Genomic DNA, 26,247 nt, shown 5'->3' with positions numbered 1-26,247 from the left:
AAGGCAAATGTCCAAGTCATCGTGTTTCGCCTTGGGTGAGAAAATCGAAGTCACAGCCGTCCGGAGCCTGGAGCACCGTTCGGCGATAAAGTGATTTGTAGCCGCGCGCTGGCGTCGGCGGAGGACGATGATCAGCCAGGCGGCGTTTAACTTCGGCGTCTTCGACTAGAAGATCGATCGTTTTGTTGGCGATGGACAGGCGGATGCGGTCGCCGCTACGGACGGCAGCAAGCGGTCCTCCGATGGCGGCTTCCGGCGCGACGTGCAGCACGATCGAACCGAAGGCAGTGCCCGACATACGCGCGTCTGAAATGCGCAACATGTCCTTTACACCGGCCCGAGCGAGTTTCCTCGGAATGGGTAGGTACCCTGCCTCGGGCATACCTGCCGCATGCGGGCCGGCGTTCTGCAGAATAAGGATGTCGTCTGGCTTTACGTCGAGGTCCGGATCATCGATTCTCTTGCTGAGATCTTCGAGTCCAGTAAAGACGACTGCGCGGCCTTCCGACTCGAATAATGCCGGCGTTGCCGCCGCGCGCTTGAAGATGGCTCCGTCCGGCGCCAGATTGCCAGTCAACGCCACCAGTCCTCCGACTTTCGAAATCGGATCATCGAACGGACGGATGATGGAACGATCTACCCAATCCATGGGCTCCAGAAGACGATCGCCGAGACGACGCCCCTCAATATCGATGGTGTCCAGATGCAGAAGCGGGCGCAACTCGCGCAATAGCGCCGCCATGCCGCCGGCTGCATGGAAATCCTCCATGTAACCGTCCCCCACCGGTTTCAGGTCAACTAGCACCGGCGTCTGGTCCGACAACTCGTTGAAGCGCGAGTACGGGATCTTGATCCCTACCCGGCCGGCGATCGCGGCTAGATGCACAACGGCATTGGTGGAGCCCCCGACCGCGAGCAGAACACGCAACGCGTTCTCGACCGATTTGTGGGTGATGACGTCGCGTGGCGAAAGTCTTCTATCGATCAGTCGGACAGCGGCCTTCCCTGTTTCCTCGGCCGCCACTAGGCGGTCGGCGTGTACGGCAGGAATCGACGCGGTGCCCGGTAACGACATGCCGAGCGTCTCGGCGATGCAAGCCATCGTTGAAGCCGTCCCCATAACCGCGCAGGTACCGGCGGTTACCGAGAGACGGCCTTCCACGGTCTTGATCTCGTCGGAGTTGACAGTCCCGGCTCGGTACTGGGCCCAGAAACCGCGGCAATCGGTGCAGGCGCCGAGGCGCTGTCCCTTGTGCCGGCCGGTCGACATCGGTCCCGTGACGAGTTGAATGGCCGGAAGATTGGCGGAAGCCGCACCCATCAATTGAGCGGGCACGGTCTTGTCGCAGCCGCCGATGAGCACGACCGCATCCATCGGCTGCGCTCCAATCATTTCCTCGGTGTCCATTGCCATGAGATTTCGGTACATCATGCTGGTCGGGTTGAGGAAAACCTCGCCCAGCGACACAGTCGGGAACGGTCGCGGCAAAGCTCCAGCGGCGAGCACGCCGCGGGAGACGGCTTCGACAAGATCTGGCATATAGCGATGACAGTTGTTGAAGCCCGATGGCGTCATGGCAATGCCGATGATCGGCTTATCGAGCATCTCGCGAGAGATGCCCATTGAGCGCGCGAATGACCTACGCAGGAAACGCGCAAAATCGAAGTCCCCGTAGTTTGTCAGGCCCTTGTCGAGGCCATGATCATTGTCGGACATCATGCCACTCCCGAGGTCTCTAGCGAAGGCGCGAGGCTGCGATAGGTGACGCCAAGCAATTCTTCAAAGATAGAGATCATGCCACCCTTGTCCTTCCCTCCATGACCTCTCAAGAGCGCCATCTGATAGGTTGCGGTCGCGGCCGCAAGCACCGGCATTGGAATGCAGTGACGCGCGCCTAGCTCCGCTCCACTGACCAGATCCTTGTAAGCTTTCCTCATGAGATAGCCATCGCTGAAGGACCCCTTGAGTACGCGAGGAATGAAGAACTCCGATGCATAGCTGCGGCCCGTGCCACTATTGACCACTTCGCCGACCAGGTCGGGATCAAGGCCCATCTTGGCGGACATTGGCAAGATCTCGGCGATGGCCGCCGCATTGATGTCGAAAAGAAGCTGATTGATGAGTTTGGTGAGTTGACCGCTTCCGGAAGCGCCCATGTAAAGGTTCTTGTTTCCAATGCAGTCTAGCAGCGACTTGACGCGCTCGAAGGTAGAGCGCTCACCACCGCACATGATCGTCAAGGTACCGTCGATCGCGCGCGCTTTCATGCCCGAGATCGGCGCGTCGAGGAAGAGGACGCCGCGCGACTTCAGCAGTTCATTGATAGCGATGGTCGTTTTATAGGTGATTGTACTCAGGTCGACGACGATCTGGCCCTCGCCCAAATTTGCGGAAAGTCCGTCCTTTCCGACGAGCAGCGCTTCGACAGCATTATCATCGGGCAAGCAGAGGAAGATAACATCGGACTGCGAGAGAACGCTCGGGTCGGTCGTTGCGCGAACACCTCTTTCCTCGAATTCAGCGAACGATTTTGGCGTCCGGCCGGTAACGGTGAGAGCTCCGCCGGATTTCAGCAAGTTCAGGGCGATAGGACGGCCCATCTGGCCCAGACCTACAAAACCGATATTCATGTCTCCTCCAATTGTCTCTTCATGTTCGAACCGAACTAATCGCTATGAAATGTCCGCTCGACGATCAGTCATTGGATGTTAAATGGGCTGCCACTTAAGGCGGAGAGTGCTTTGACTCTCCGCCTTCGCGCGCTCGAGCTAGCAGGAAACCTCGTGGCTGACAAAAGTTCGCATCGGGTATCAGTCGTGTAAGGGGTTATTTGTGTGCCAACGGTCGCCCGGACGTGGGCGCTTCATCGGGGCTCCATATCTTGTAGCTAAGCGTTGCGAACGCAGTGAACCCCTTTGTGGCATTCGATAGATCAGTCTGTCCCGCCATTGCACCTGATGCACGGGCAGATACTTCTTGTGTTGCCCACACAGTGAACGCCGCGGGTCCAAAGTCGTAACCTACCAACGCGCCGATCGACCACACATCGTATCTGTTCGCATTCTGAATAAGGTTATTGTAGAACGCGCTGGATCTGTCGCTGGTGACCTGGCCAACGTAATAGGCCACTGGCCCAACCGTCCATTTGCCGATTGTCTTTGTGGCAGTGAAGTCTGCGTGCAGAATGTTGCCGGTCCTGTACCCCGTAATGCTGTTTGCCGTATTGATTTCTTCGTACAATGCGGCGGACAGGTTCCAGCCGTCTTTCAGATAGGAGACGATGACTTCCGGCTGGAAGGTCCAATACGGCGCGCCAACATTTCCCGTTCCGCCAAGTCCCGTAACGGTGCCGTCTGGCACGAAGATCCCGAGGCCAGTTTTCACACTGACACCACTGTCCGCCAACTTCCAACTCAACTCCGCTGGGACAATATAAGTATTGTGCATGCCGGAGGCCTGGGCGTTGATCGGATTGCCCGCGCTCTGCATGGCGAATGGCACTCCAATCACAGCATCATATGTAGCTCCGAGAAACGTCCAGCCAGGCACGAACAGAAAGGCTTGCACATCGACCGCAGCCTGCACACCAGTCTTGCTTCCAATTGTGTTTGTTACCGGTCCCACGATGTTTGCTTGGTAGGTGAAGAACTGGTTGATCATGTAGATTCCCTCTGGCGGGACACCAGCGCTCGCGCCCAAGAATACTCCACTCTTTTGCTGTTGAGCGGAAAATTCGAATGCCTCGGTGGCGCTAACGCATATCGAACATCCCATCACCGCGATCAGTGTCTTCGTGAATCTCATTCTCATTTCCCCCTAGAAAGTTTGCAATTAGATCTGCACGTAAGATCTATTGCGTCACGTTTCCGAGGGGACAACTCTGAAACGAAAGCTCGCTCGAGTTTGTCGCGGTTCGTTGCGTCGAGGCATGCATCACAGTTAGCTTGAATGATAGTTCGCTAGCGCATCAATCGAGCCTGAGCGCTCCTCTTGCACGCGCATCCGCAATGCTCAACAGCGATAGTGTGCCGGTCGATCGCCTTATCGGATGGATGCAAACGAAATAGCTGTTGGCTCTCCGTGGCTTTAGAGCGGGCTAGCTATCGGCAATTGTCTCTGCGAGAGGTTCCTATCCATTTGTTCCGTTGTACAAGTCTAACAGGGCACGCTTTATAGAAAGAAGAGTGCGCGAGGTGGCTTGAAGCTCGCATTCTTTCACCTCCCTCATTATCCTGGCGTCAAAATCGTCGATCTCCTTGCGCATATTGCCCAACAATTCCTGTGCCTGTTGGGTCAGACACACGCGATTGACACGCCGATCGCTTGGATCGGACTTTCGAACGACGAAGCCCGTGCCCTCGAGGCGGTCGACAAGAGATCCAATCGCAACTTTTCCCATATCCAATTCGTTAGCGATTTGAGTCTGGGGTACGCCGCTCTCGCGTGCAATGAGCTCAAGAACCCTCCATTGCGATCGCGTTATCTTTAATGGTGCAAGGAATCTGTCAAAGACGATCCGGCGCAGACGCGAAACATCGTGGATGAGATATCCAAATTGGAAGTCCCAGTGAAGTTCGTTGACCATGAAGGCACTCTCAGACCCAAGGAAGGAAACGCAACGGTCGGCGACTTGTTGCCGACCGTGATGGAGTGCCAGCGATGAGTTTTCAGTCATGTGACCACCTTACAATTAGTCGGCTCTACCACTGACGAGCTCGATCATAGCTATTGCGCCACCTCATTTGATAATTCGCGGCTCTGGCGTCTCGAAGAAGCACCAGCAACACATTGTTCGAGCGACAGCCGAGCAGCGTTGCGAGCGCTGCTCATCCTCTGTAAAAAAGAAGCCCGACACCAAGTGCCGGGCCCAAGTTGAGGGCCCTGCTTAGGAGCGCCTCGGAGGTAACGCTTTCGATCGGATGTTGCGGAACGGCATTATCAAACCCGATGTTGAGTGCGCCTCGATGTGGCCCTTAATCTACCCTGCGAATGCGTGCTGCAGTTCTGATGCAACTTCGCCGATCAAGATAGTTGTTTCAGGTACGACACCGCCCATGAGCAAGAAGCCATGGATTTGGCCTGGAAAATGACGTCGACGCACCCTGACTCCTGCAGATTCTAGTCGATCAGCGTAGGCGATGCCTTCGTCGCGGAGCGGGTCATGACCACAGGTGATGATTAGTGCGGCCGGCAAATGGCGGTGGTCGCTGGCAAGCAGGGGTGAAGCGCGCCAATCCGTCGCCATGGCCGAGTCGGGAAGGTACTGTCGTGCGAACCAATCTAGCGCGGCTCGGTTCAGAGTTGGTCCATGTTCAAACTCAGCCTTCGAGGCCGTCTTTGCGGAAAAATCCGTCAAAGGGTAGATCAGGATCTGCCGCCGTGGGGGCGGTGCTCCGACATTGCGTAGCTTCAGAGCGAGAACGGCTGCAATGTTAGCTCCTGCGCTATCGCCTCCAATAGCGAGTCTCGCTGGATCAATCATAAGCTCGGCGAATGCCGCGCTCACATATTTGTATGCTGCATGCGCGTCATCAGGCGCTGCGGGGAACGGCCGCTCGGGTGCAAGCGCGTAGTCGACAGCTATCACCGCACAGCGAGCGGCATTTGCAATGGAACGGCAAGCCTTGTCGTGCGTATCGAGATCTCCCGTGACCCATCCGCCTCCGTGGAAAAACAAAAAGGCCGGTAGAACGTCGGTACCTGCAATACCCCAGGGCCGATATACGCGCATTGCGGGCCGATCGTCGGCTGCGGGCACGTCGTGAACACTCGCGACTTCTGGCAGTGCTGGTGCTAGCGCGCGGCGGCTCACTCGGAACGAACGGCGCGCGTCCTCGACGCCTCCCATGTGTGGCCCTGGGACAGGCGAGGCGATCAACGGATCGACAATCCGCTTTATCGCAGGGTCGAGTGCCGACTTAAGCTTATCCATGTTTACTCGTCCCCGCGTCTGCTACAGCGTGTTTCCACGCGATAGCTTCGATCTCGACAAGCCCGCCGGCTACCACTAGTCCCGACACGACAGTTGTGCGAGCTGGCTTGTGATTCCCGAAAACGTCAGCGTAAGCAGAGTTAAATGCAGCAAAATCCTCGGCCCGGGCCAACCAGACCGTCGTCTTGCCGACGTCCGCCAATGTGAGGTCGGACTCCGCAAGCAACTTTTCGATGCAGCGCAAGGTGCGCACAGTCTGCTCGGCAATATCGCCTTGGATCAATCCCTGCTCGTTGAAGCCGCCCTGGCCGGACGTGAACACCACTTCGTTGTTTCGGGCGTAAGGAGAAAGATGCACGGTCATGAATTAGTCCCTATTCGTGAATCCAGGTGAATCGATCGCCCATGCGTTTCACGCGCCCGACAGACGAACCGCCAAGATGCACTCCGAAATAGAGCGCATTGCTGTCGGCGGCATGGCCCAGCGCCCAGAGCCGTGAAGCGCGCGCCGGCTCGGCGTCCTCGCAGAACGCCGAATTCCACTCGGGTCGGAGGACCTGAACTTGATGGTGAAGGACGTCGCCGCCGAAGAATGCCTCTTCGCCGCGGCTTTGCAAGGAAATGGCAAGATGGCCCGGGCTGTGTCCGGGCGTTGAATGGAAAGTCACGCCGTCAATTGGCGCAAAAGGTCCGGGTTCGATCTCGTCGAATAGTCCCGCTTCGATAATCGGTTCTACGCTATCCTCGAAGACGCCGGCGGTTGGGCCTTGATGGAAGCGAGGGTGCCTTGCAACCGCGCCATCCACACGACCCCAGACGTAGCGAGCGTTCGGGAATGTAGGCACCCATTTGCCCCCGTCGGCGCGAGTGTTCCAGCCGACGTGATCGGTGTGCATGTGGGTACAGAGCACAAAATCCAACTCGTTGGGATTCAAGCCCTCTGCACGAAGCCGATCGAAGTAGTCGGTCTGAAGATTTGCAAATGGTGCAAATGTGCGCTGGCGACCGTTGCCTACTCCTGTATCAACCAAAAACCGGCAACTTTCGCTTCGAACCAGCCAGCTATGCACCGGCGCCTTCAGTCGGCTTCCGCCGTTCTCACGGGTTGGCTCAATTATTGGCGCGGCTTCTTCGCCAAGCACGCTCTCATCCCATTCGGGGATCAATCCTGCGGGATCAAAATAGAGGTCAATTTCTGGAATGCGGGTAATTTGCCATTGGCCGACCCGGTAAGTCTTTTCACTCATGCCCTAAGCCTTTTCTTCGCTGACAACTAGCGTTTCTGTCGACCCATCGATAATATGAATTGGGCTTGAATCTCAAATCGAGGCTATCGATGGCTGCCATTGACCACTTCAATCTCCGCTCCTTCGATCTCAACCTTCTCGTCGCCTTCGATGCGCTGATGCAGGAGCGCAGCGTGACGCTCGCGGCAAAGCGGCTACGCATCCAGCAGCCGGCTATGAGCCACTCACTTTCGACGCTGCGAGTAATCTTGGACGACGAACTGCTCGTGCGAGTGAAAAACTCGATGGAGCCAACGGATCGGGCCCTTGAGCTCTACGAGCCGATTCGCGAATTGCTTGCTCAGGCGCAGCATGTCCTCCGAACCAGCAAAACGTTTGACCCGTCAATTGACGAGCGGGTATTTCGCATCGGTCTGACAGATGGCCTCGAGGTGTTGCTGTTGCCGGAGCTAATAAGTGGGCTTCGCCGGTCTGCACCGTCGGTGTCGCTTGCTGCGCGTACGATCGAGCCACTCGGGGCCGCTGATCTGCTGGATGCCGGAGAACTTGACCTGATCATAGGATGCTACAACTCACCCGCTTCCTGGCAACATAGCGAGCCGCTTTTCAAGGAAACGCTGAGCTGCTGTTTTAACCCGCAGCTACTTGGCTTCGAGGTGCCGATTTCCAAGCATTGCTACATTGAAACGCCGCAAGCCGTCGTTTCGCTCAATGGTGAGCTTTGGGGATGCCTTCGGCCCGCGCTGGAGGAGATCGACGCCACTATTAACATCGTTGCTTCTGGTCCGAATTTCCTGGCCACCTTGATGATGGCGCGCGAGGCACCACTTCTGACGACGCTACCCAGTCGCATCGCTGGTTTGTATGCGCCTATCTTCGGCCTCAGAACCAGTGCGGTACCACTCCCGTTCAGCGCTACTTCGATCTCGATGGTCTGGCCTGGGCGCGCCGATCGCGAGCCGGGAAGCGTCTGGCTGCGCGGGCAGATTCGCGGATGCCAAGTTGTGCAGCGCGGTCTGCGGGATTCCGTTTCCACGATGGCGGCCGAATAGCTCCATTATTCATGTCGATGAAAGCTATGAGCAGCATCGATTTGACGCTGTAGGCTTCGCACTGCTTTTTTCATTGGATCAGGGCTCGATTAGAAGCTCGCCCAAGGAACTAGCAAAATGCGCAGAGAGCCAATCCTGATCAATGCTTGCATTGCCATTCACTCGCTGTTGAACAGCGCGTGGGCGTAACAATGCTGTTGAGCGCGTTTCTCTTCGAGCTAATCAGCTATGCGTCGATAGTCGTCCTCGTCGTTGTAGGCTTGGTCATTGTCGTCAACATGACAGGCATCTTCAACTTGGCGCATGGCGAGTTGATTCTGTTGGGCGCGTTTGTGCAGTGGAGCGTGGCACAAGCAGGTCTCTCCCCCTGGATAGGTCTTTTGTTGGCGCCGCTGATTGTGGGGGGACTCGGAGCTTTCCTGGAAATCACCGTGATCCGTCGATTTTATCGAGCGCCAGTCGCGGCAATGCTTGCGACGTACGCAATCGGTCAAATCATCCGTGAGCTGATCCGCTGGTATATTGGTGGAAACTACCACACCGTCCCCGAACCCTTGTTGGGAAGTCTCGCGGTCGGCGGACTGCAACTCCCCTATTGGCGATTGGTGATCATCGCTGCGGCGGCCTCGACGGTCATAGCTGCGATTTTGGTTCTGACACGCACTCGCATCGGGTTGCGGGCAAGAGCGGCATTCGAAAACCCCAGGCTGGCCCGGGCATCTGGCATGTCGACCCAGCGGATCTTTACGGCCACCTTTGCAGTGGGCGCCGCGCTGGCAGGCTTTGCCGGGGCGCTCATCGTGCCGGTTTACTCGCTGGCAGCGGACATTGGTTTGCGACTGATGATCCAGAGCTTTCTCGCTGTTCTGCTTGGCGGTGCCGATTTGATCTCTGGGCCGCTCGCGGGCGCAGCGATCATTGGCTTTCTTAACGCGGGTTTGCCTTGGATCGTATCCCCCACCTTTTCGGAAATATTGCTCGTTTTTTTTGCGATCGCCCTCATACGCCTGCAACCGCAAGGCGTTTTTAGTAAAGAAAGGTAACGCCATGCCAAGGAAGGACGCTTCCAACATCTCACGCCGGAGTTTCTTGACGGTTGCGACAGCAACCGTAAGCGCACTAGGAACTGGTGTTGGGACCTGGTCAGTGAGACCGGCGGACGCCGCCCAAGGCGAAGCGGTCCGAGTCGGTGTTGCGACGGATTTGACCGGAGTGCTCGGATTCGCAGGGACGGCTGACGCAAACGTCGCTCGGCTCTTGGTTAAACAAATTAATGACGCGGGCGGCCTGCTTGGCCGTCCGGTCGAACTCTATGTTGAAGACACAGCCTCCGATGAGGCGACGGCTGTAGTAGCCGCGCGTAAACTCGTCATGCAGCACAAAGTGCACGTGGTGCTGGGGGGCATCCTGAGTTCGACGCGCGTTTCGATGAGAGACGTCATCGCCGGGCGAGGCAAAGGCCTCTACATCTATCCGCAACTGTACGAAGGCGGCGAATGTACTCCGTACGTTTACTGCACCGGCCCGACACCAGCGCAACAGTGCGATACCTTGATCCCTTGGCTAATTGCCAATGGCGGAAAGCGCTTCGCGCTCCCTGGAGCCAATTTCCTCTGGCCCCGGAAGATCAACGAATACGCTCGCGTCAAAATTCAGGAACATGGCGGCGAGGTCGTATTCGAGGAGTATCACACCCCAGACCAGACTGAGTTTGGGGCGACCGTTTCGCGCATTCTGTCAGAAAAAGTAAACGTGGTATTCAATACAATTAGCCCTCCCGGGGTCGGCGCTTTCTTCAAGCAATTGCACCAGGCCGGCTTCAATGCCAATGGCGGCCGCTTGAGCTGCGCCTACTATGACGAAAACATGCTCGGCATGAACCGGCCTGAGGAAATCGAAGGCCTGGCGAACTGCCTCGATTACTTTCGTGCCGTGGCCGACGAAGACTCCGTTAGCGGCGAAATACAGAAGGCCTACGACAACGCATTTCCGGGTGGCGCCCTTTTGTCTGCAGGCAGCGCGGCGACCGGCACCTATCGCGGTCTGATGCTCTGGGCCAAGGCCGTTCAGAAGGTTGGCAAAACGGATCGAGAGGCCGTGGCAGAGGCCATCGACAATGCGTCTATCGACAAAGCACCTGGGGGGCCAGCCGGAATGGTGCCCGGATCCCGGCATTGCGAAATGCGGATGTACATCGCCTCGGCCGAAAATGGTTCATACAAAATCCGGCAGAGAAGCGATGGGCTAGTCGCCCCGCGGCAGTGCACGTGACGCAGCGAGGAGCAGGGATCCAAACTTCGCTCCCGAACAGGAGACTACGCGTATGATAAGAACGATAACTTCCGTTGGCGGAGTACGCCGAATAGGCAGGCTGCCATCGGTTGAGATCTTGATACTTCTGATCTTGCTGTACTTGCCAGCCGTGACGCCCGACTATTTCGCGGTCTTCGTGACTCGAGTCGTATTGCTTTGTTTGCTGGCGTTGAGTTTTGATTTGGCTTGGGGATACGGCGGTATCATGAGCTTTGGCCAAGCCCTCTACTTTGGCGCGGCCGGCTATGCCTCAGCCTTGATGGCAAGAGATGTTGGTGTCACGTCGGCCTTCATTATTCTGCCCCTGGCAATTCTGCTCGGCTCCCTCTTTGCGGCAGTCATCGGTGCCCTTATTCTCATCGCGCGGCATCCACCGGCACTGATTGTTGTCGCCATTGGGACCATGTCCGGCGCCTATATTGCAGAACGTGTTGCGCGGGGTTGGTACTATCTCGGCGGCCAGAACGGAATTTCGGGACTACCTTACCTGACGGTCTCAGGCACCGATATCACCGAAGGTCCGGTCTTTTACTACTGCGCGCTTGGCCTGCTGTTAGTGGTCTATCTCTCATGTCGCTGGCTAACGCGATCGCAATTCGGACTAGCGCTTGCCGCGGCTAGGCAGAATGAACGTCGTGCCGCGTTTCTCGGTGCACCGGTCCAGGCCATGCGCATGATTGTCTTTACCCTTGCGGGAGGTATCGCCGGACTTGGTGGGAGCCTTTATGCTTTCCATGAGGGTTTCGTAGGGCCGGTTATTATCGGTGTTGCACTTTCTACCAAGGTGGTCATCGGCGTGCTGTTGGGTGGCACAGGCAGCCTGATCGGCGCTGTGCTCGGTATGTTTACCATAGAACTCGCGAGCTACCTACTAGCGGATCGGTATGCAGGCATCTGGCCGATGTTGCTCGGTCTGCTGTTGCTGGCAGTTGTGCTCGTTCGCCCATCTGGCCTAATCAGCTTGCTGGTCTCCGACAAGGAGCGGGTCGCGCGGTCCGCCGTTGGGCGCTTGCGCACGTTGCAGGAGCGAGTCGGTGCTGCTTGAAATATCAAATCTCTCCAAATCCTACGGTCAGCTAAAGGCATTGAGCCGTGCTGATCTCGCCCTAGCCGAAGGTGAATTCCACGGCTTGATCGGACCGAATGGCTCGGGAAAGAGCACTTTCCTCAAATGCATCGCGGGCGTGCAGCCCCCGAGCACAGGGCGGGTTCTGTTGGGTGGACGCGATATCACTACGGCTTCTCCCCAGCATCGTGCCAGGGCAGGGATCAGTATCAAATTCCAATTAACCTCCATCTTCCCGGAGCTTTCAGTTTACGACAACATGCTGATTGCCAGCCAGTCGCGTGAAAGCCTCGTCTCGCTGGTCTTTTCGCGCAGTTGCAGGACACATCGAGACCACATCGCTCGCGTACTGTCGCACTTTGCACTTGCTGAGCGGGCCGACGATCTCGCAGGCGTTCTTTCGAACGGTGAGCAGCAATGGCTTGAAATTGCCATGGCCATGGCCCTTAACCCGCGCCTTCTCTTGCTGGATGAACCGACTGCCGGCCTGAGCATTGAAGAACGAAAGCTGACTGGCGAATTTCTGCGTCAGTTGCATGGGAAGTGCTCAATCATCATTGTCGAGCACGACCTCGATTTCATTCGCGGACTTGTCGATCACATGACGGTGTTGGACCAGGGCAGCGTTCTGGCCAATGGAACGGTTGCTGAAATTCAGTCGAATACGAAGGTGCAGGATGTGTATCTCAGGCGGATATGAGGCGCCTCTCCTTTCGGCCGAGGGCATTTGCGCCGGATATGGTCGCAGCCGTGTTCTGTTTGACTTGTCATTTGCAGTGGCGCCTGGCCAGATCGTTGGGATCCTGGGCCGGAACGGCGCCGGCAAGACAACCCTTTTGCAGACGCTAATGGGAGAGATTAGCCTCACCGCCGGGCGCATCCATTTCTCCGGGCAGGATTTCACATCTCTCGATAGCGCGGAGCGCGCCAAGCTGGGCCTCGGCTATGTGCCTCAGGATGCGCCTGTCTTCTTGCGCCTCTCTGTGCAAGAGAATCTCCTTGCAGGAGCATTGAACAGCGGCACCGTCGACGAGGTCGAGTCGGTGCTGGAACTCTTTCCAAAGCTTCGTGCTCGACTTGGTCAAGCCGCGGGCACTCTGTCAGGAGGAGAACGAAAGATGCTCGGCATTTGCCGCGCTCTGCTCGGTCGACCGAAGTTGCTAATGCTGGATGAGCCGACGGAAGGCGTCTGGATTGGCGTAGTCGAGGAAATCGCCGAGCGCTTGGCTGAACTTGCAACACGCATGGCTATCCTAATCGTAGAACAGAACCTGGGTTTGGCTTTGCGCGTTGCGCAGCACGTCGCGGTCATGGACCGAGGGCATTTCGCGTTATCGGGCAAGCCGGCCGAGATACAATCACATCCTCAATTTTTGCGGCTACTTGCTCCGTGAGGCTAAATATGACCGATATTGTCCATCGACCCTCATGGGACGGCCTGGATGGCTATTCGAGAACCGTCGCCGCGCAGGAAGCAGCGCGCACTGGTCCCGATCCGGCAGTATTCACACAATTGTTCGAGCCGATGCACCCACTCGATGGTCCGCTCAAGGGTTGCGTCGTTTCGGTTAAAGACCTGTTCGATGTCACGGGATACGTAACTCGAGCGGGGGGACGGAGGCGTGCGAAGAATCCGCCGGCGCCCGCTGACGCAAATTGCGTCGCCAAAATGCGCAACGCGGGGGCTGCCTTCGTCGGCCACACCAATATGACCGAGCTAGCCTATTCTGGGCTCGGCTTAAATCCGCACTATGGCACGCCAGAAACTCCGTTGTTTGCGGGCGCAACCGCCGGTGGTTCGAGCAGTGGGGCGGCCGTATCGGTGGCGCGCGGCTATGCCGATTTGGCGCTTGCAACGGATACTGGTGGCTCCGCACGTATCCCCGCTGCCTTTTGCGGACTGGTCGGTTGGAAGCCTACGGCCACGCGAATTTCGCGCAAAGGCGCATTACCCGTTTCATTTACGCTTGACGGGGTAGGATTAATCGGTCGTTCGGTCGCGGACGTGACGGCAGGTTTTGCCGTTCTGTCACCCATGGCGGATATAGGTCCGGAACCCGTTCGATTATTGCTGGCGCAAGGGTTCGGACTCGACCATCTTGAAGATGGTGTCAAAATCGCATTCGACCACGCTTTGCAATGTTTGCGGGATGCAAAGCTAAGCTTGGGCGCAATGCCTCCCAAGCCGTTTGAAACCTATGTTCGAATTCCGGTCTGGCACTTTGCCGCGGTAGAGATACGGTCTCTGCAGCCGGGCGACTGGACTGAAGCGAACCTCATCGATCCGCGAGTAGCGGAGCGGATGGCGCGCGCTGACGACGTGAGTGCTATTAGCTACGCATCCAGCCTAAGAGCCCGCGCGGATTTTGTTGAAGAAATGACCGAGGCTTTAGGAACGGATGTCTTAGTCCTTCCGACCGCTGCAATCCTGCCACCACAGATTAGTCAGTGCGCTACCCCGGAAGCGTTTCATCGTCTTAACGCGCTTGCTTTGCGCAACACTGCGCTGGCAAACGTGATGGACGGCTGTGCGATTTCGCTACCGATCGGTGGCCATCCTGGTACGGGCTTTATGATGATTGCTGCGAGGGGGCAGGACGAACGATTGCTCCGGTTGGCGACGCAAATCGAGCGGATTTTGCGCTGGAATGAATCGCAGCAGCGGCGCTAAGCGCTGACAGGCGTACAGAACTGGTCAAATGGGTGGGCTTGGCGATGTAGAGGACAGACCTGCCCAAGTACACGATTTCCTACTTCAGTCTGAAGTGTCTTGTGTGTCTGAAATGATGCAGGCTTGCATAGGTGAAAAAAGTGACGAGAAGGGCTGACGTAGTCTGCTTGATGAGCTCCCTTGCGACCCTCGCACCGCTGAAAGAGGTGGTTGTTCCAGCCTTTGAGGCGTCAACCGGCTTCCGGTGCAAATTGGCGCCCGATCCAACAGCTGTTCTCCTCTCGGCAATAAGATCCGGTACGCGCGCCGACGGGCTGATTGCACTCGAGGCCGCTGTGGTTGAACTGGCGGAGGCCGGTGTCCTCGATGCTTCGGCTATTCGGCCTTTGGTTCAGTCCGCTATAGGAATCGCCCAACTCCGCGACAGAAGTGCCGTCGATATATCAAGCCCAGAGGCCCTTAGGAGCGTGCTGCTTAGTGCGTCCAGCATTGCAGTTTCGAATACCGGTGTGAGTGGAATCGCATTTGCAAGGGTGCTTTCGGATTTGCGGATCTCGCATGAGGTTGCAAACAAGCTGGTACGAATCGAGAAAGGACTTGCCGCCGAGTTGCTCGTGAATGGGCATGCCGAATTTGCGGTCCAGCAATTGAGTGAACTGTTGGCGGTGCCTGGAATAGATTTGATCGGCCCCTTCCCAGAACCGCATAACGCTCGGACCCGATTCTGCTTTGCGCCGTTTCGAGAGACGCCAAAGTCTCCTGCAATCGAAGAGCTAACCAGGTTTATCTTTGCTCCACAGGCCGCAAGCGCGTATCGATCCTTTGGGCTCGAGCCACTCTTTACAGCATGCACCGCGGGCGCTTAGGGCCGCGTACAGGGAGTCCGGATAATCTGTTTGCCGCGGCGAAATGGGCACTACCATCTTCGATCTCACCGAAGAGCAGACCCGGCGAAGTTGATCGGGCCGAGCAGTTTCGGGGGGCGATGGCGAAGACTCCTCGTCCTCGCTTGGATATCAGCGATTCGTTTGGGTGATCCCGCGTGCCTTTACGAAGTTTTGTCTGCGGCAACGGTTTCAACTCTGTTTGCTAAATCTAGCCGCTGCGAAACTGCGACTGATAGCATCACGCCGGAAGCGGCTGTGCAATTTCCCTTCCAATGCACGCCACCTGTTATCGACAAAAATACGAGCGAGACGTGACATGAACATTCAGCAAAAGAGCCGTTATCGTGAGGCGCATGCCCGCTCGCTTCGCGACCCCGACGGCTTCTGGGCGGAAGCGGCGCGCGAGATCGACTGGATCGAGCCGGCCAAGAAGATCTTCGATCCCTCCGTGGGGGCCTATGGGCACTGGTTCACCGGCGCCGTGGTCAACACCTGCTACAACGCGCTGGATCGTCATGTCGCGGGTGGCCGCGCCAGCCAGGTCGCGCTGATCCACGATTCCGCGCTCACCAACACGATCAGCAAATTCACCTATTCCGAGCTTCTGCAAGAGGTGCAGACGCTGGCCGCGGTGATGCAGGATTTCGGCGTGAGCAAGGGCGATCGCGTCATCCTTTATATGCCGATGGTGCCGGAGGCCGTGGTCGCGATGCTCGCCTGCTCACGGATCGGCGCGGTGCACAGCGTGGTGTTCGGCGGCTTCGCCGCCAAGGAACTCGCGACCCGCATCGACGATGCCAAGCCGAAGCTGATCTTCTCGGCGAGCTGCGGCCTCGAGCCCGGGCGCATCGTGCAGTACAAGCCGCTGCTCGATGAAGCCATCCGCCTCGCCGGCACCAAGCCCGAGACCTGCATTATCCTGCAGCGGCCGCAGCATTGTTGCGAGCTCACCGCGGGCCGCGACCATGACTGGGCGACCCTGCGCCGCGCCACGTTCGACGTCGGCAAGGCCGTGCCGTGCGTGCCGGTGTCAGCGACCGATCCGCTCTACATCCTCTACACTTCGGGCACGACCGGAATCCCGAAGGGCGTGGTGCGCGACAATGGCGGTCATCTCGTCGCGTTGAAATGGTCGATGTACAATCTCTACGGCGTCAAGCCCGGCGAGATCTGGTGGTGCGGCTCTGATATCGGCTGGGTGGTCGGTCACTCCTACATCGTCTATGGCCCGCTGATCCATGGCGCGACCACGATCATGTATGAAGGCAAGCCGGTCGGCACGCCGGACGCGGGCGCGTTTTGGCGCGTGATAAGCGAGCACAAGGTGGTCGCCCTCTTCACCGCGCCGACCGCGTTCCGCGTCATTAAGAAGGAAGATCCCGAAGGCAAGTTGCTCAAGAACTACGACCTATCGAGCCTCCGTACCCTGTTCCTCGCCGGCGAGCGCGCCGATCCGCCGACCGTGGCGTGGGCGGAGCAGCAGCTCAAGGTGCCTGTGATCGATCACTGGTGGCAGACCGAGACCGGCTGGTGCATCGCGGGCAATCCGGTCGGGCTCGGCATGCTGCCGGTCAAGCACGGCTCGCCGACGGTGCCGATGCCGGGTTATCAGGTCGACATCGTCGACGAGGCGGCGAAGCCGGTAGCGGCGGGCACCATGGGCTCGATCGTGATCAAGCTGCCAATGCCGCCGGGCTGCCTGCCGACGCTGTGGCAGCAGGATGATCGCTTCAGGGACGCCTACCTCTCCGAATTCCCCGGCTACTACAAGACCTCGGACGCCGGCTACAAGGATGCGGACGGCTATGTCTGGGTGATGGGCCGCACCGACGACATCATCAACGTCGCCGGCCACCGGCTCTCCACCGGCGGCATGGAGGAGATCCTGGCCTCGCATCCCGATGTCGCCGAATGCGCCGTGCTTGGCATCAAGGATGCGATCAAGGGCGAGGTGCCCTGCGGCTTCCTGGTGCTGAAGGCCGGCGTGACCAAAGCGCCCGCCGAGGTCGAGAAGGACGTCGTGGCGCTGGTGCGCGACAAGCTCGGGCCGGTCGCCGCATTCAAGCTCGCGATCACGGTGGCGCGGCTGCCGAAGACCCGTTCCGGCAAGATCCTGCGCGGCACCATCAAGAAGATCACTGACGGCGAGCCTTGGACGATGCCGGCGACGATCGAGGACCCGAAGGTGCTCGACGAAATCGGCGAGGCGCTGAGGCGCATGGCGTAAACAAGTCCGCCGCTCGCACGCCAAGAGACCCGCCGCGCACAGGTTTGCAGCACCTTCGATCTCGAAAGCTTAGGGTAAATTGGTCGACACCCTGTGCGCGCGCAACTCGTTAGACGCCGTCATGATCCGCATCCGCAACAAACGTCGCTTAGCAGCGCAAATCGAACGTCACTGGTGCCCAATCTACTTCAGTGAAATCGGAAATCGGCACATGAGCCCCAGAGTTCTCACGACCTTCGAAGAAAAGGCCTAGGCGGAAGACGGCGTGCATAAGTTGCTGAACACGAATCAACCACGGCCATGTCGTCGGTAGTTTCGCCTTCAGAGTTTGGGGCCCAGTAGACGGGGGCGTGCAAAGGGCAGGGAGTTCTGTGCTATCTGACGGACGTTGCATACGGCGCAAATAACGATTGAGTTTCGTCGATCATAAGTCGGCGATCAAGCGGAGGGAACGCGCGTTGAGGGCACTCTGTACGCTCGCAAACTCTGCAACCAATCCCGATTGGTGTGGCGGATGTAGGGTCAAGAACGTTGAGTCCTCGCGAATAGGTGAGGGCGGCAGCGTGTCGAACATCGCACCCCAGGGCGACGGCGAACGTCTTGCTTAGGGAGTCATAGCCGCCGCTCTTATGAGAAACGGTCCGCGCTATCCAGAGATACGTGCGTTCGTCAGGCATACGAGCGAGTTGGGTCATGATTCGCCCCGGGTAAGCGAAAGCTTCGTACACATTCCAGAGCGGGCAAGTTCCGCCAATCCGAGAAAAATGAAAATCAGTTGCCGATTGTCGTTTGGAAATATTTCCAGCGCGATCTACGCGTATGAAAAAGAATGGTACTCCTCTGGAGGAGGGGCGCTGGAGAGTGCTTAGCCGATGACAAACAGTTTCGAAACCGACATCAAATTGATTTCCGAGCAATTCGATGTCGTAGCGAAGCGCTTGAGCTGAAGCTAAAAACTTTCTATACGGCATGAGCAACGCGCCAGCGAAGTAGCTAGCGAGACCGATACGAGCTAGTCCGCGCGTATCGGAGTTTGAAAATCTGGCAGCGTCGACCAACGTAGTGAGCTCACGATCAAAAGCGAGCATGGCAATCTGCGTACCCAGTTGAAAAGCTTTCTGGCCAGATGTGAGAGTTCGGGAAAGGTAAAGGACGGAATGGCGTAGATCAAATCGGCGGTAGGTGGCGCCCGGACGATCATCAACCACGACCTTTATAGAAAAGTTTCTCCGAAAATAATCGCTTAGTTGGGGCCATGACAACGTCTCGGAGGGGGCAAGCTCTTCAGCGAGATGTTCAGCGGCCTCATCTAGTTCTGGAAAATAGTTATGACGTGCGTAGAAGAAGTCGCGGACCTCTTCGTATGGCGTGGAAGGTAGCAGGGCCATTTCGGCTTGCCGATCTTCACCGAGACGGGCTGCAAGTGCGGCTGCCTGCTCAGCAGCCAATCGATGCTTGCGGTTGAGAGAGATGACGGCACGAGCTAAGGCAGGCATGTTGCTGGCCAACTCGCGCATCTCGGCAGATGATACTATTTCGCCAGTAAGCTCGAGTGAAAATATTTCACGAACGTCGGCCAAAAGCCGAGCCTCGTCATCCTCCGAGAACAGCTGCAGATCAATCCCAAAGGAGGCGTTTAGCTTGAGTAAGACAGCGAGTGTCAACGGACGCTGATTATTCTCCATCTGGTTTAGGTAGCTAAGTGAAATGCCAATGGCATGCGCCAAGGCTTGCTGCGTAAGTTGACGTTCCTCACGGAGGCGTTTCAGACGAACGCCCATGAAAGCCTTCTTCATTCGGTTGTCTCCACAAGCTTTGCAAATCTGCGGAATAGCCTTTGCTGTTCTCCACAATTTCAGCACTATCCACACTTGCGCAGATGCGGATATTGCGAATGACGCCCAAACTTGCAAGGGGCGTCGTTGGATGCGGTCCGCCGGTACTCGGCTTTGACCTGGTCACGCAGAGTGATCTGCCTTCACGCCAGGGATACGAGCCTTGCTGGGGAGCGTCTGCTGACGCAGATCGAGAGGTTGTTAAGGGCAGACCTCACGACATTCGCGGCAGCGAAGCGAGTACGCGTCTTCTAGTTAAACCGCAGAGGAGTTCGACCGTGAAGTCATACGTCGTGCGCACCCACAAGTCGTCTGAAGAGCTGGGCCGCCCTGCTCAACTTGCCTGGCGGATCGCCGAGGTGGCCGCCGACCCGGTCGAGGTCGAGCCGGCGGTGGTCGAGATGATCGGCAATCGCATTATCGACAACGCCGCGGTGGCGGCAGCTTCGCTGGCGCGCCGCCCCGTCACCAACGCGCGCGCGCAGGCGCAGGCACATCCCTTCAGGCCGGGCGCGACTGTATTTGGATTGACGCAGGCGCAACGTGTCTCGCCAGAGTGGGCCGCTTGGGCGAACGGCGTTGCGGTCCGTGAGCTCGATTTCCACGATACGTTTCTGGCGGCCGACTACTCTCACCCCGGCGACAACATCCCGCCGATTCTCGCGGTAGCCCAGCATTGTGGACTCGATGGCCGCGCCCTGCTGCGCGGGCTTGCGGCGGGCTATGAAATTCAGGTCGATCTCGTGAAGGGGATCTGCCTGCACGAGCACAAGATCGATCACATTGCCCATCTTGGGCCCTCTGCGGCTGCTGGTATCGGCGCGCTCCTCGGTCTTCCGACCGAGACGATCTATCAGGCCGTGCAGCAGGCCCTTCATGTTACGACAACCACGCGTCAGTCGCGCAAGGGCGAAATTTCGAGTTGGAAGGCGTATGCGCCGGCTTTTGCGGGCAAGATGGCGGTGGAAGCGGTCGACCGCGTGCTGCGCGGCGAGGGCGCGCCGTCGCCGGCTTGGGAAGGTGAGGACGGTTTCATCGCCTGGCTGCTGTCGGGCCCCAAGGCGAATTACAGCGTGTCTCTGCCGGAGAAAGGCGAACCGAAGCGAGCAATCCTCGACACCTATACCAAGGAGCATGCGGCCGAATATCAAAGCCAAGCGCTGATCGATCTCGCACGGCTCATGGGACCTAAGATCGGCGATCTCTCCAAGATCAAGAACATCGTGATCCAGACCAGCCATCACACGCACTACGTAATCGGCACCGGCGCAAATGATCCGCAAAAGATGGATCCTAACGCCAGCCGGGAGACGCTTGATCACTCGATTATGTACATCTTCGCAGTCGCGTTGGAGGATGGCGGTTGGGACCACCAGAGGTCCTACGCACCAGAGCGAGCCGCGCGCCCCAGCACTGTGGCTCTGTGGCATAAGATATCCACGGTCGAAGATCCGGAATGGACACGGCGCTATCACAGCGACGATCCCAAGGAGAAAGCCTTCGGCGGGCGCGTCGTCGTCGCGCTTAAGGATGGCTCGACCATCAGCGACGAGATCGCTATCGCGGATGCCCATCCGCTTGGCGCTCGTCCGTTTGCGCGCTCGCAATACATCGCCAAATTCCGGAGCCTTGCCAACGGCATCGTCGCGCTGCAGGAGCAGGACCGCTTCCTAGCCCTGGTCGAGCGTCTTCCGGACCTGAAGTCCGCAGAACTCACAGGGCTCACCTTCGCGGTCGAATGCGCAAAACTCGGCGGGACGCGGTCCCCGGGCATTTTTGATTGGTCTGACGCTGTCGCCGGCCATTCCATCGCAGCAGATTAATCTGGAGGATAGGATGACCAAGCCAACACCGAAGAGGTCCGTCGCGCTATCGGGCATCGTCGCCGGCAATACGGCGCTCTGCACCGTCGGCCGTACAGGCAACGATCTGCATTATCGCGGGTACGACATTCTTGACGTGGCGGAAACCTGCGAGTTTGAGGAGATCGCGCATCTCCTGGTTCACGGTAGCCTGCCGACGTCGGCCGAGTTGGTTGTCTACAAGGCCAAGCTCAAAGGTCTGCGCGGTCTGCCGACCGCGGTGCGCAATGGGCTCGAGGCGCTGCCGGCCGCCGCGCATCCGATGGACGTTATGCGCAGTGGCGTGTCCACACTCGGTTGTGTGTTACCAGAGGCGCCTGATCACAACCATCCCGGCGCACGCGATGTGGCCGACCGACTGATGGCTTCGCTCGGCTCGATTCTGCTGTATTGGCACCATTTCGCCCAGAACGGCCGGCGGATCGATGTCGAGACCGACGACGAGACAATCGGCGGGCACTTCCTGCATCTCCTGCACGGATGCAGGCCCACGGAGTCTCACGTCCGCGCCATGCACACGTCGCTCAATCTCTATGCTGAGCACGAGTTCAACGCGTCGACCTTCACGGCTCGTTCGATCGCAGGAACCGGTGCCGACATTTATTCAGCCATCACCGGCGCGATTGGTGCATTGCGCGGGCCGAAACATGGCGGGGCCAACGAAGCCGCGTTCGAGGTCCAGAAGCGCTACGACGGCGTCAGGGACGCCGAGGCCGACATGCGGCGCCGCATATCGGCAAAGGAGATCGTCATCGGCTTCGGACATCCCGTCTATACGATCGCCGATCCACGCAACAAGGTTATCAAGGAGGTTGCCCGGCGCCTATCATCGGAGGCGGGCTTCATGAAGATGTTCGAGATCGCCGACCGGATCGAGACCGTCATGGCCGAGGCAAAAAAAATGTTCGCCAATCTCGATTGGTTCAGCGCGGTGTCATATCACATGATGGGGGTGCCGACAGCGATGTTCACGCCGCTGTTCGCGATTGCGCGCACCTCCGGCTGGGCGGCCCATATCATCGAGCAACGTGTGGACAACAAGATCATCCGCCCATCGGCAAACTATGTCGGTCCTGAGAACCTGGCGTTCGTGCCGATCGAACGGCGCGGCCACGCCGCTTCGTCCGTGCGCGCGGCATAGGGGCTTCAAATGCCTTATCTCGTTGCCTCCGATCTGCCATCTGAATCCGCCGGGCGTCGCTTCCGCGCCCTGATGCAACAACCCGGCATTCTCAGGCTTCCGGGTGCGCATAACGGGATAGCCGCGCTGCAGGCCAAGCAGGCCGGATTTGACGGCCTGTATCTGTCCGGCGCAGCGATGACTGCGTCGATGGGCTTGCCGGATCTCGGCATCATCACGGTCGACGAGGTAGGTCTCTTCATCCGGCAGATCGCGCGAGCGTCCGGCTTGCCTGTACTCGTGGACGCCGACACCGGCTACGGTGAAACGCTCAATGTCATGCATGCAGTGCGGGCGTTCGAGGAGGCGGGAGCGGGTGCAATTCATCTCGAAGACCAGGTCTTGCCGAAAAAGTGCGGACATCTGAACGACAAGAAGCTCGTCGATGCGCACGACATGGCTGCAAAAATCGCGGCTGCCGCGAAGGCGCGGCGCGATCTTGTCATCATCGCCCGTACCGACGCTGCCGCGAGCGAGGGCCTGGACGGAGCGGTCGCACGTGCGAAACTCTACATGGAAGCGGGCGCCGACGCGATTTTTCCGGAAGCGCTCAACACCGAAGAGATGTTCCATGCATTTGCAAAGCGCATGCCGGGGGTGCCGCTGCTCGCCAACATGACAGAGTTTGGCAAGACGCCGTTCTTCACGGCGGCCGAGTTCGAAGCGATGGGCTACGCACTGGTGATTTGGCCGGTTTCCTCGCTTCGCGTTGCGAACAAGGCCCAGGAAGAACTCTATGTGGCGATCGCGCGCGACGGCGGGGCGCACGGCGTCGTGGATCGCATGCAGACGCGCGCGGAACTCTATGCCCTAATCGGGTTACACAATTACGAGACGCTAGACACATCCATTGTCAGAACAGCGATCCCCTTGGGAATGCCACAGAGAGCGCGCAGCAGCTAGAGCTGGTAGTTTGCATCGAAGGCCAGCGTGTCCATTTAGCGCTGAAACAAATGGTACAGCACTTCGACATGCTCGTTCAGTGCGGGGTCCTCTTGCAAAATGTGCTGTTGCTCTTGGGGAGTGTGCCCCAGGGCCATTTTCGAAACCTGTCTAGGTTGTCGTTGCCTATGAACATCATGGCGAACAACCAGATGTCTATCATCCAGTCGTAAACGCACGGGCAATCACGCCACAGCGAGCCTCCTTACTCCGCGCTAGGTTGCTTTGCGAACAGTCCTTTTGGCGCCTTCCGGCGGCATCGATCAGGGCCATTGGCTGAACAGGCTTTTGTCGGACGGCCGTAGTTCAAATGGTAGGTTTTGGTCTAGAAAGGTCGAAAATGCTTTATCTTTCAATGGGAGTTGACTGACACTCTCTCCGCCATTTGCACGATTTTCTACGCCAAACCACGATTTTGCGCGTTTGAACTCGTTGGCTTAGCCTAACGGATTCCAATGTCATTGTCGCGATCAACAAGGATGAGGGCCTCTCTTCCAGTTCGTCGGTTACGGCCAGACCACGACAATGATCAATTGGTTCACTTCAACTCGCGTTGCTAGCCGATGGCGCAGTCCTTGAGTTGCTGCCGAAGCCATTGACGCCCGCGATCACGTGCCGAGTGGCGTGCAGCGTAAAGGGCCTCGTATCGAAGGGCAGGGGCAGGGATTGAGGGCATCACGGTAGCGATTGAGAAAACGCTGCGGAAGAGCGCAAACGAGGTCGGTCGACTGTAGCAAGAGCGCCACGACGCTGTAGTGCTGTACTGACATGGTGAGGCGACGCGTCAGCCCGTCCCTTCGCCAGGACATCGTCGATGAAGACGCGAGCAAATCAGGTTCGAGGATCATCCCGTCCGTCTTGAAGCCAAAAGCTCTGCCACGCAGAGGTTACCGGCCTCGAGGTAGGCTACACGACGTTTGAGGCTCGGACCGAGTCTCGCTGGTTCGATGATCGGCTCACGCCAAACTGCAAGCCGTCGCTCATCGGATCGTCGGTCGCGGTGTCGGCGCTCACACTGGTCTAGGCGCCGTTGCATCTTCGATCGACAGATATCGATCCAGCAGGTACATTGCGGCCAAGTGAACCGCTCCCAGATACTCAGAAGTGCTCCCAGAACCTTTATCGCAGTTGAGATACTTCAATTTTGTGAGGTCCGTAATGGAAGAGAAATGGACGCTGCCCGTCGCCTTCGGAGAAAAGCTGACCCTTCAAGGATCGACAAATACCGGCGATAATTCTTCAACCGGCACGATAAACGTCGACGGAGAACGTCTGCAAGACAGTTTGAATTCAATCATGTCCAAGCTCGACACGCTGCTATCCGAAGCCTCGAAGCATGTTACGAATTTCTCGGTCGCCGAAGTAAAAGTGTCCCTCGCGGTGGACGCGTCAGGATCCGTCTCGGTGCTGGGCGTATTCAAAGCGAGTGCCGCGACCAAAGGCGCGATCGAAGTGAAGTTTATTCCGCGTAGTTGATAGTAGATCAGTGAACAGCGATATCACCGCTGAAGAAATCGAGGAGCTTGAGGAACAGCAGCTCGATCGTTGCGAACAACTGGGAATCGAGCCGACAGATTACAGCGGAGGTGCGCACGATACCATTTTCCATCTGTCGGATATGGAAGGGATATTTGAGGCGCTCGAGACAGGCGTCCAACCCAACATGTTTCCTGGCTCTCGCTACGATCATCCCGGCTACCGAAAGAAGTTGTCTCGTTTTTGCGGCGAGTTCCTCGCCGGATGTTCCATCGCACAAGACAAATTCCAAATCCCCCTACTAGGCATCTGGCCAGGGAAGGTTCCCGGAGGATTATACGGAAATCTTCCCGAGAGCGGGCGAGCGCTGTTGCTGTTTACGGAGGGTGCGTTTTCCTTCTTTGGCAAAGTTTTCAGGGCTGTGGCCAAGGCTTATCCGCTTGCTGCCGAAGGTTACGACGCAGAGAAGGCGGCAAGCTCGGACGTCGAGCAATGGGCTCTTCTGCCGAACTACCAATCCGCCTTTGACGACTTCCGGACCGCTGTACTTGACCTGATAATAAGACAAGAGAGCCATGATCTACGGCGTGAATTTGGTCTCCCCTCAGAAAACGATCCACCTAAAGTCGTCTCGTTCGAAGGAGAAGTTCGTTGGGAAGAACTTCATCAAGGCATCAGCGCGCAGGACTTCGACGATCAATGTTTTCGATTTTTGTTCGGGCATGAATTCGGTCATATACTGCTCAGTCGGGGCGCGCTTGAGTACGTCGATCAAATTCCAGAGCTAGTCTTACTTCGAGGAAATGCGCGGCGCGCATACAACATCGAGATAAATTGCGATCTGATAGGTGTCGAATACGCGATCAAGTTAGCGCAAGCAAAGGAGATCGAACCTGAATTAGGCTATGCCGGCATTTTTCTCTTCTTTCACATTTGGCATTTCGTCTGCCGGTCGGTTTGGCGACTCCAATTCAGGGACGAGCCAGGACCATCCGATCCGATCTACCTTGAACATCCGCCGACATTGATAAGAGAGCATTATGCCTTGGACATCATGAGCCAGATCTATGACGAAGAAGAACAGGCTCGAGTTCTGAAGTTCCGGCTCGGCTTGTATCGTATGCTTCAGTCTTTCTGGAGCAGAATGTTTCCGATCTTGGATGATCTTCGTTCGAGGGGCATCGGCGATCACATCGAGCCAGAAGTCGCGACCAGCCTAAATCCGCATTTTGCCAAGATCTATCGGAGGCCGTAGGTCCGCGGGCAGACCGGGCGCCGTGGACGTTGTCGTTCAAGGTGCGACGAAATCGATAGCGAGATCCTTCGTGTGAGCCGACACTCGGCAATGAGTCGTGTGCTGGAATCTTTGCGCCTGCAGGATGTCGGCGGCGGCCGGCGTCCTCGTCTCTGAAGGATCATCCTTCGGTGACGGCTTCGACCAGTTCATTCGCCTCGCCCTGAACGAGCCTACCGAAGTCCTCAAGGAGGCTGTTACGCGCATCGGCTCAGCTGTGGAGTATTTCCATGAGGCGGCTTAACGCCCCATATACCTGATC

At 57.7% G+C, this 26,247-nt stretch carries 22 protein-coding genes; 14 read left to right on the top strand and 8 right to left on the bottom strand.

What is annotated here, in order from left to right:
* Nucleotides 1–16: 16 nt before the first annotated feature.
* From HAP41_RS43320 to HAP41_RS43290, 7 genes are all read right to left on the bottom strand, one after another.
* Nucleotides 17–1,717 carry a dihydroxy-acid dehydratase gene (locus tag HAP41_RS43320; RefSeq protein WP_166075484.1) on the bottom strand — a complete coding sequence of 567 codons (1,701 nt, stop codon included), beginning with the start codon at nt 1,715–1,717 and terminating at the stop codon, nt 17–19.
* Nucleotides 1,717–2,631 carry an NAD(P)-dependent oxidoreductase gene (locus HAP41_RS43315; protein ID WP_166075485.1) on the bottom strand — a complete coding sequence of 305 codons (915 nt, stop codon included), beginning with the start codon at nt 2,629–2,631 and terminating at the stop codon, nt 1,717–1,719. Before HAP41_RS43315 ends, HAP41_RS43320 begins: the two co-directional genes overlap by 1 nt.
* Nucleotides 2,632–2,827: 196 nt before the next feature.
* A complete protein-coding gene (locus HAP41_RS43310) occupies nt 2,828–3,805 on the bottom strand; it encodes a SphA family protein (RefSeq protein WP_166075486.1) in 978 nt (325 codons plus the stop codon).
* A gap of 325 nt (nt 3,806–4,130) precedes the next feature.
* Nucleotides 4,131–4,586 (bottom strand): MarR family winged helix-turn-helix transcriptional regulator, encoded by a 456-nt coding sequence (locus tag HAP41_RS43305; protein WP_166075487.1) that lies wholly within the window; start codon nt 4,584–4,586, stop codon nt 4,131–4,133.
* Nucleotides 4,587–4,979: 393 nt separating this feature from the next.
* Nucleotides 4,980–5,933 (bottom strand): alpha/beta hydrolase, encoded by a 954-nt coding sequence (locus HAP41_RS43300; protein ID WP_166075488.1) that lies wholly within the window; start codon nt 5,931–5,933, stop codon nt 4,980–4,982.
* Nucleotides 5,926–6,297, bottom strand: coding sequence for a RidA family protein (locus HAP41_RS43295; protein ID WP_166075489.1), 372 nt, complete (start codon nt 6,295–6,297; stop codon nt 5,926–5,928). Before HAP41_RS43295 ends, HAP41_RS43300 begins: the two co-directional genes overlap by 8 nt.
* 10 nt (nt 6,298–6,307) lie before the next feature.
* Nucleotides 6,308–7,180, bottom strand: coding sequence for an MBL fold metallo-hydrolase (locus HAP41_RS43290; RefSeq protein WP_166075490.1), 873 nt, complete (start codon nt 7,178–7,180; stop codon nt 6,308–6,310).
* Nucleotides 7,181–7,269: 89 nt separating this feature from the next.
* On the opposite strand from HAP41_RS43290, the gene HAP41_RS43285 reads away from it, so the two are divergent.
* From HAP41_RS43285 to HAP41_RS43245, 9 genes are all read left to right on the top strand, one after another.
* Nucleotides 7,270–8,232, top strand: a complete 963-nt coding sequence (locus tag HAP41_RS43285) for a LysR family transcriptional regulator (RefSeq protein ID WP_166075491.1) — start codon at nt 7,270–7,272, stop codon at nt 8,230–8,232.
* Nucleotides 8,233–8,426: 194 nt separating this feature from the next.
* Nucleotides 8,427–9,275, top strand: coding sequence for a branched-chain amino acid ABC transporter permease (locus HAP41_RS43280; protein ID WP_166105418.1), 849 nt, complete (start codon nt 8,427–8,429; stop codon nt 9,273–9,275).
* 4 nt (nt 9,276–9,279) lie between these two features.
* Complete coding sequence (locus tag HAP41_RS43275) at nt 9,280–10,503, top strand: substrate-binding protein (RefSeq protein WP_166075492.1); 1,224 nt, start codon at nt 9,280–9,282, stop codon at nt 10,501–10,503.
* Between the two features lie 118 nt (nt 10,504–10,621).
* On the top strand, nt 10,622–11,590 hold the full coding sequence (locus HAP41_RS43270; RefSeq protein WP_224580583.1) for a branched-chain amino acid ABC transporter permease: 969 nt from the start codon (nt 10,622–10,624) through the stop codon (nt 11,588–11,590).
* Nucleotides 11,580–12,311, top strand: coding sequence for an ABC transporter ATP-binding protein (locus HAP41_RS43265; RefSeq protein WP_166075494.1), 732 nt, complete (start codon nt 11,580–11,582; stop codon nt 12,309–12,311). Before HAP41_RS43270 ends, HAP41_RS43265 begins: the two co-directional genes overlap by 11 nt.
* Nucleotides 12,289–13,005, top strand: coding sequence for an ABC transporter ATP-binding protein (locus HAP41_RS43260; protein WP_166075495.1), 717 nt, complete (start codon nt 12,289–12,291; stop codon nt 13,003–13,005). The genes HAP41_RS43265 and HAP41_RS43260 overlap by 23 nt, the downstream gene beginning before the upstream one ends.
* 8 nt (nt 13,006–13,013) lie before the next feature.
* Complete coding sequence (locus tag HAP41_RS43255; RefSeq protein ID WP_166075496.1) at nt 13,014–14,282, top strand: amidase family protein; 1,269 nt, start codon at nt 13,014–13,016, stop codon at nt 14,280–14,282.
* Nucleotides 14,283–14,413: 131 nt separating this feature from the next.
* Nucleotides 14,414–15,148 carry a substrate-binding domain-containing protein gene (locus tag HAP41_RS43250; protein ID WP_166075497.1) on the top strand — a complete coding sequence of 245 codons (735 nt, stop codon included), beginning with the start codon at nt 14,414–14,416 and terminating at the stop codon, nt 15,146–15,148.
* Between the two features lie 337 nt (nt 15,149–15,485).
* Nucleotides 15,486–17,396: a propionyl-CoA synthetase gene (locus HAP41_RS43245; RefSeq protein WP_166075498.1), complete on the top strand. Its 1,911-nt coding sequence runs from the start codon at nt 15,486–15,488 to the stop codon at nt 17,394–17,396.
* Nucleotides 17,397–17,770: 374 nt separating this feature from the next.
* On the opposite strand, the gene HAP41_RS43240 is transcribed toward HAP41_RS43245, so the two are convergent.
* Nucleotides 17,771–19,192: a short-chain fatty acyl-CoA regulator family protein gene (locus tag HAP41_RS43240; RefSeq protein WP_166075499.1), complete on the bottom strand. Its 1,422-nt coding sequence runs from the start codon at nt 19,190–19,192 to the stop codon at nt 17,771–17,773.
* 317 nt (nt 19,193–19,509) lie between these two features.
* Between HAP41_RS43240 and HAP41_RS43235 the strand changes: the two genes are divergently transcribed.
* From HAP41_RS43235 to HAP41_RS43215, 5 genes are all read left to right on the top strand, one after another.
* Nucleotides 19,510–21,054, top strand: a complete 1,545-nt coding sequence (locus tag HAP41_RS43235) for an MmgE/PrpD family protein (RefSeq protein ID WP_166105420.1) — start codon at nt 19,510–19,512, stop codon at nt 21,052–21,054.
* Nucleotides 21,055–21,067: 13 nt separating this feature from the next.
* On the top strand, nt 21,068–22,234 hold the full coding sequence (gene prpC, locus HAP41_RS43230; protein WP_166105422.1) for a bifunctional 2-methylcitrate synthase/citrate synthase: 1,167 nt from the start codon (nt 21,068–21,070) through the stop codon (nt 22,232–22,234).
* 9 nt (nt 22,235–22,243) lie between these two features.
* The gene (gene prpB, locus HAP41_RS43225) at nt 22,244–23,176 is read left to right on the top strand and encodes a methylisocitrate lyase (protein ID WP_166075500.1); all 933 of its coding nucleotides are present in this window, start codon (nt 22,244–22,246) and stop codon (nt 23,174–23,176) included.
* A gap of 1,197 nt (nt 23,177–24,373) precedes the next feature.
* A complete protein-coding gene (locus HAP41_RS43220) occupies nt 24,374–24,691 on the top strand; it encodes a Pepco domain-containing protein (RefSeq protein ID WP_166075501.1) in 318 nt (105 codons plus the stop codon).
* Nucleotides 24,692–24,701: 10 nt separating this feature from the next.
* Entirely contained in the window at nt 24,702–25,946 is a 1,245-nt protein-coding gene (locus tag HAP41_RS43215; protein ID WP_166075502.1) for a hypothetical protein, read from the top strand.
* Nucleotides 25,947–26,247: the final 301 nt, after the last annotated feature.

Source organism: Bradyrhizobium barranii subsp. apii, assembly GCF_011516635.5.
In the GTDB taxonomy this organism is placed as follows: Bacteria; Pseudomonadota; Alphaproteobacteria; order Rhizobiales; family Xanthobacteraceae; genus Bradyrhizobium; species Bradyrhizobium barranii.
This window is presented reverse-complemented; position numbering and strand designations above follow the sequence as displayed.

Excerpts from the sequence above, each read along its gene's own strand:
- HAP41_RS43310 (WP_166075486.1), bottom strand. The coding sequence starts at position 3,805 with ATGAGATTCACGAAGACACTGATCGCGGTGATGGGATGTTCGATATGC.
- HAP41_RS43295 (WP_166075489.1), bottom strand. The coding sequence starts at position 6,297 with ATGACCGTGCATCTTTCTCCTTACGCCCGAAACAACGAAGTGGTGTTC.
- prpB (WP_166075500.1), top strand. The coding sequence starts at position 22,244 with ATGCCTTATCTCGTTGCCTCCGATCTGCCATCTGAATCCGCCGGGCGT.
- HAP41_RS43305 (WP_166075487.1), bottom strand. The coding sequence starts at position 4,586 with ATGGTCAACGAACTTCACTGGGACTTCCAATTTGGATATCTCATCCAC.
- HAP41_RS43275 (WP_166075492.1), top strand. The coding sequence starts at position 9,280 with ATGCCAAGGAAGGACGCTTCCAACATCTCACGCCGGAGTTTCTTGACG.
- prpC (WP_166105422.1), top strand. The coding sequence starts at position 21,068 with ATGACCAAGCCAACACCGAAGAGGTCCGTCGCGCTATCGGGCATCGTC.
- HAP41_RS43290 (WP_166075490.1), bottom strand. The coding sequence starts at position 7,180 with ATGAGTGAAAAGACTTACCGGGTCGGCCAATGGCAAATTACCCGCATT.
- HAP41_RS43240 (WP_166075499.1), bottom strand. The coding sequence starts at position 19,192 with ATGAAGAAGGCTTTCATGGGCGTTCGTCTGAAACGCCTCCGTGAGGAA.
- HAP41_RS43300 (WP_166075488.1), bottom strand. The coding sequence starts at position 5,933 with ATGGATAAGCTTAAGTCGGCACTCGACCCTGCGATAAAGCGGATTGTC.
- HAP41_RS43260 (WP_166075495.1), top strand. The coding sequence starts at position 12,289 with ATGTGTATCTCAGGCGGATATGAGGCGCCTCTCCTTTCGGCCGAGGGC.
- HAP41_RS43245 (WP_166075498.1), top strand. The coding sequence starts at position 15,486 with ATGAACATTCAGCAAAAGAGCCGTTATCGTGAGGCGCATGCCCGCTCG.
- HAP41_RS43315 (WP_166075485.1), bottom strand. The coding sequence starts at position 2,631 with ATGAATATCGGTTTTGTAGGTCTGGGCCAGATGGGCCGTCCTATCGCC.
- HAP41_RS43285 (WP_166075491.1), top strand. The coding sequence starts at position 7,270 with ATGGCTGCCATTGACCACTTCAATCTCCGCTCCTTCGATCTCAACCTT.
- HAP41_RS43220 (WP_166075501.1), top strand. The coding sequence starts at position 24,374 with ATGGAAGAGAAATGGACGCTGCCCGTCGCCTTCGGAGAAAAGCTGACC.
- HAP41_RS43255 (WP_166075496.1), top strand. The coding sequence starts at position 13,014 with ATGACCGATATTGTCCATCGACCCTCATGGGACGGCCTGGATGGCTAT.
- HAP41_RS43320 (WP_166075484.1), bottom strand. The coding sequence starts at position 1,717 with ATGTCCGACAATGATCATGGCCTCGACAAGGGCCTGACAAACTACGGG.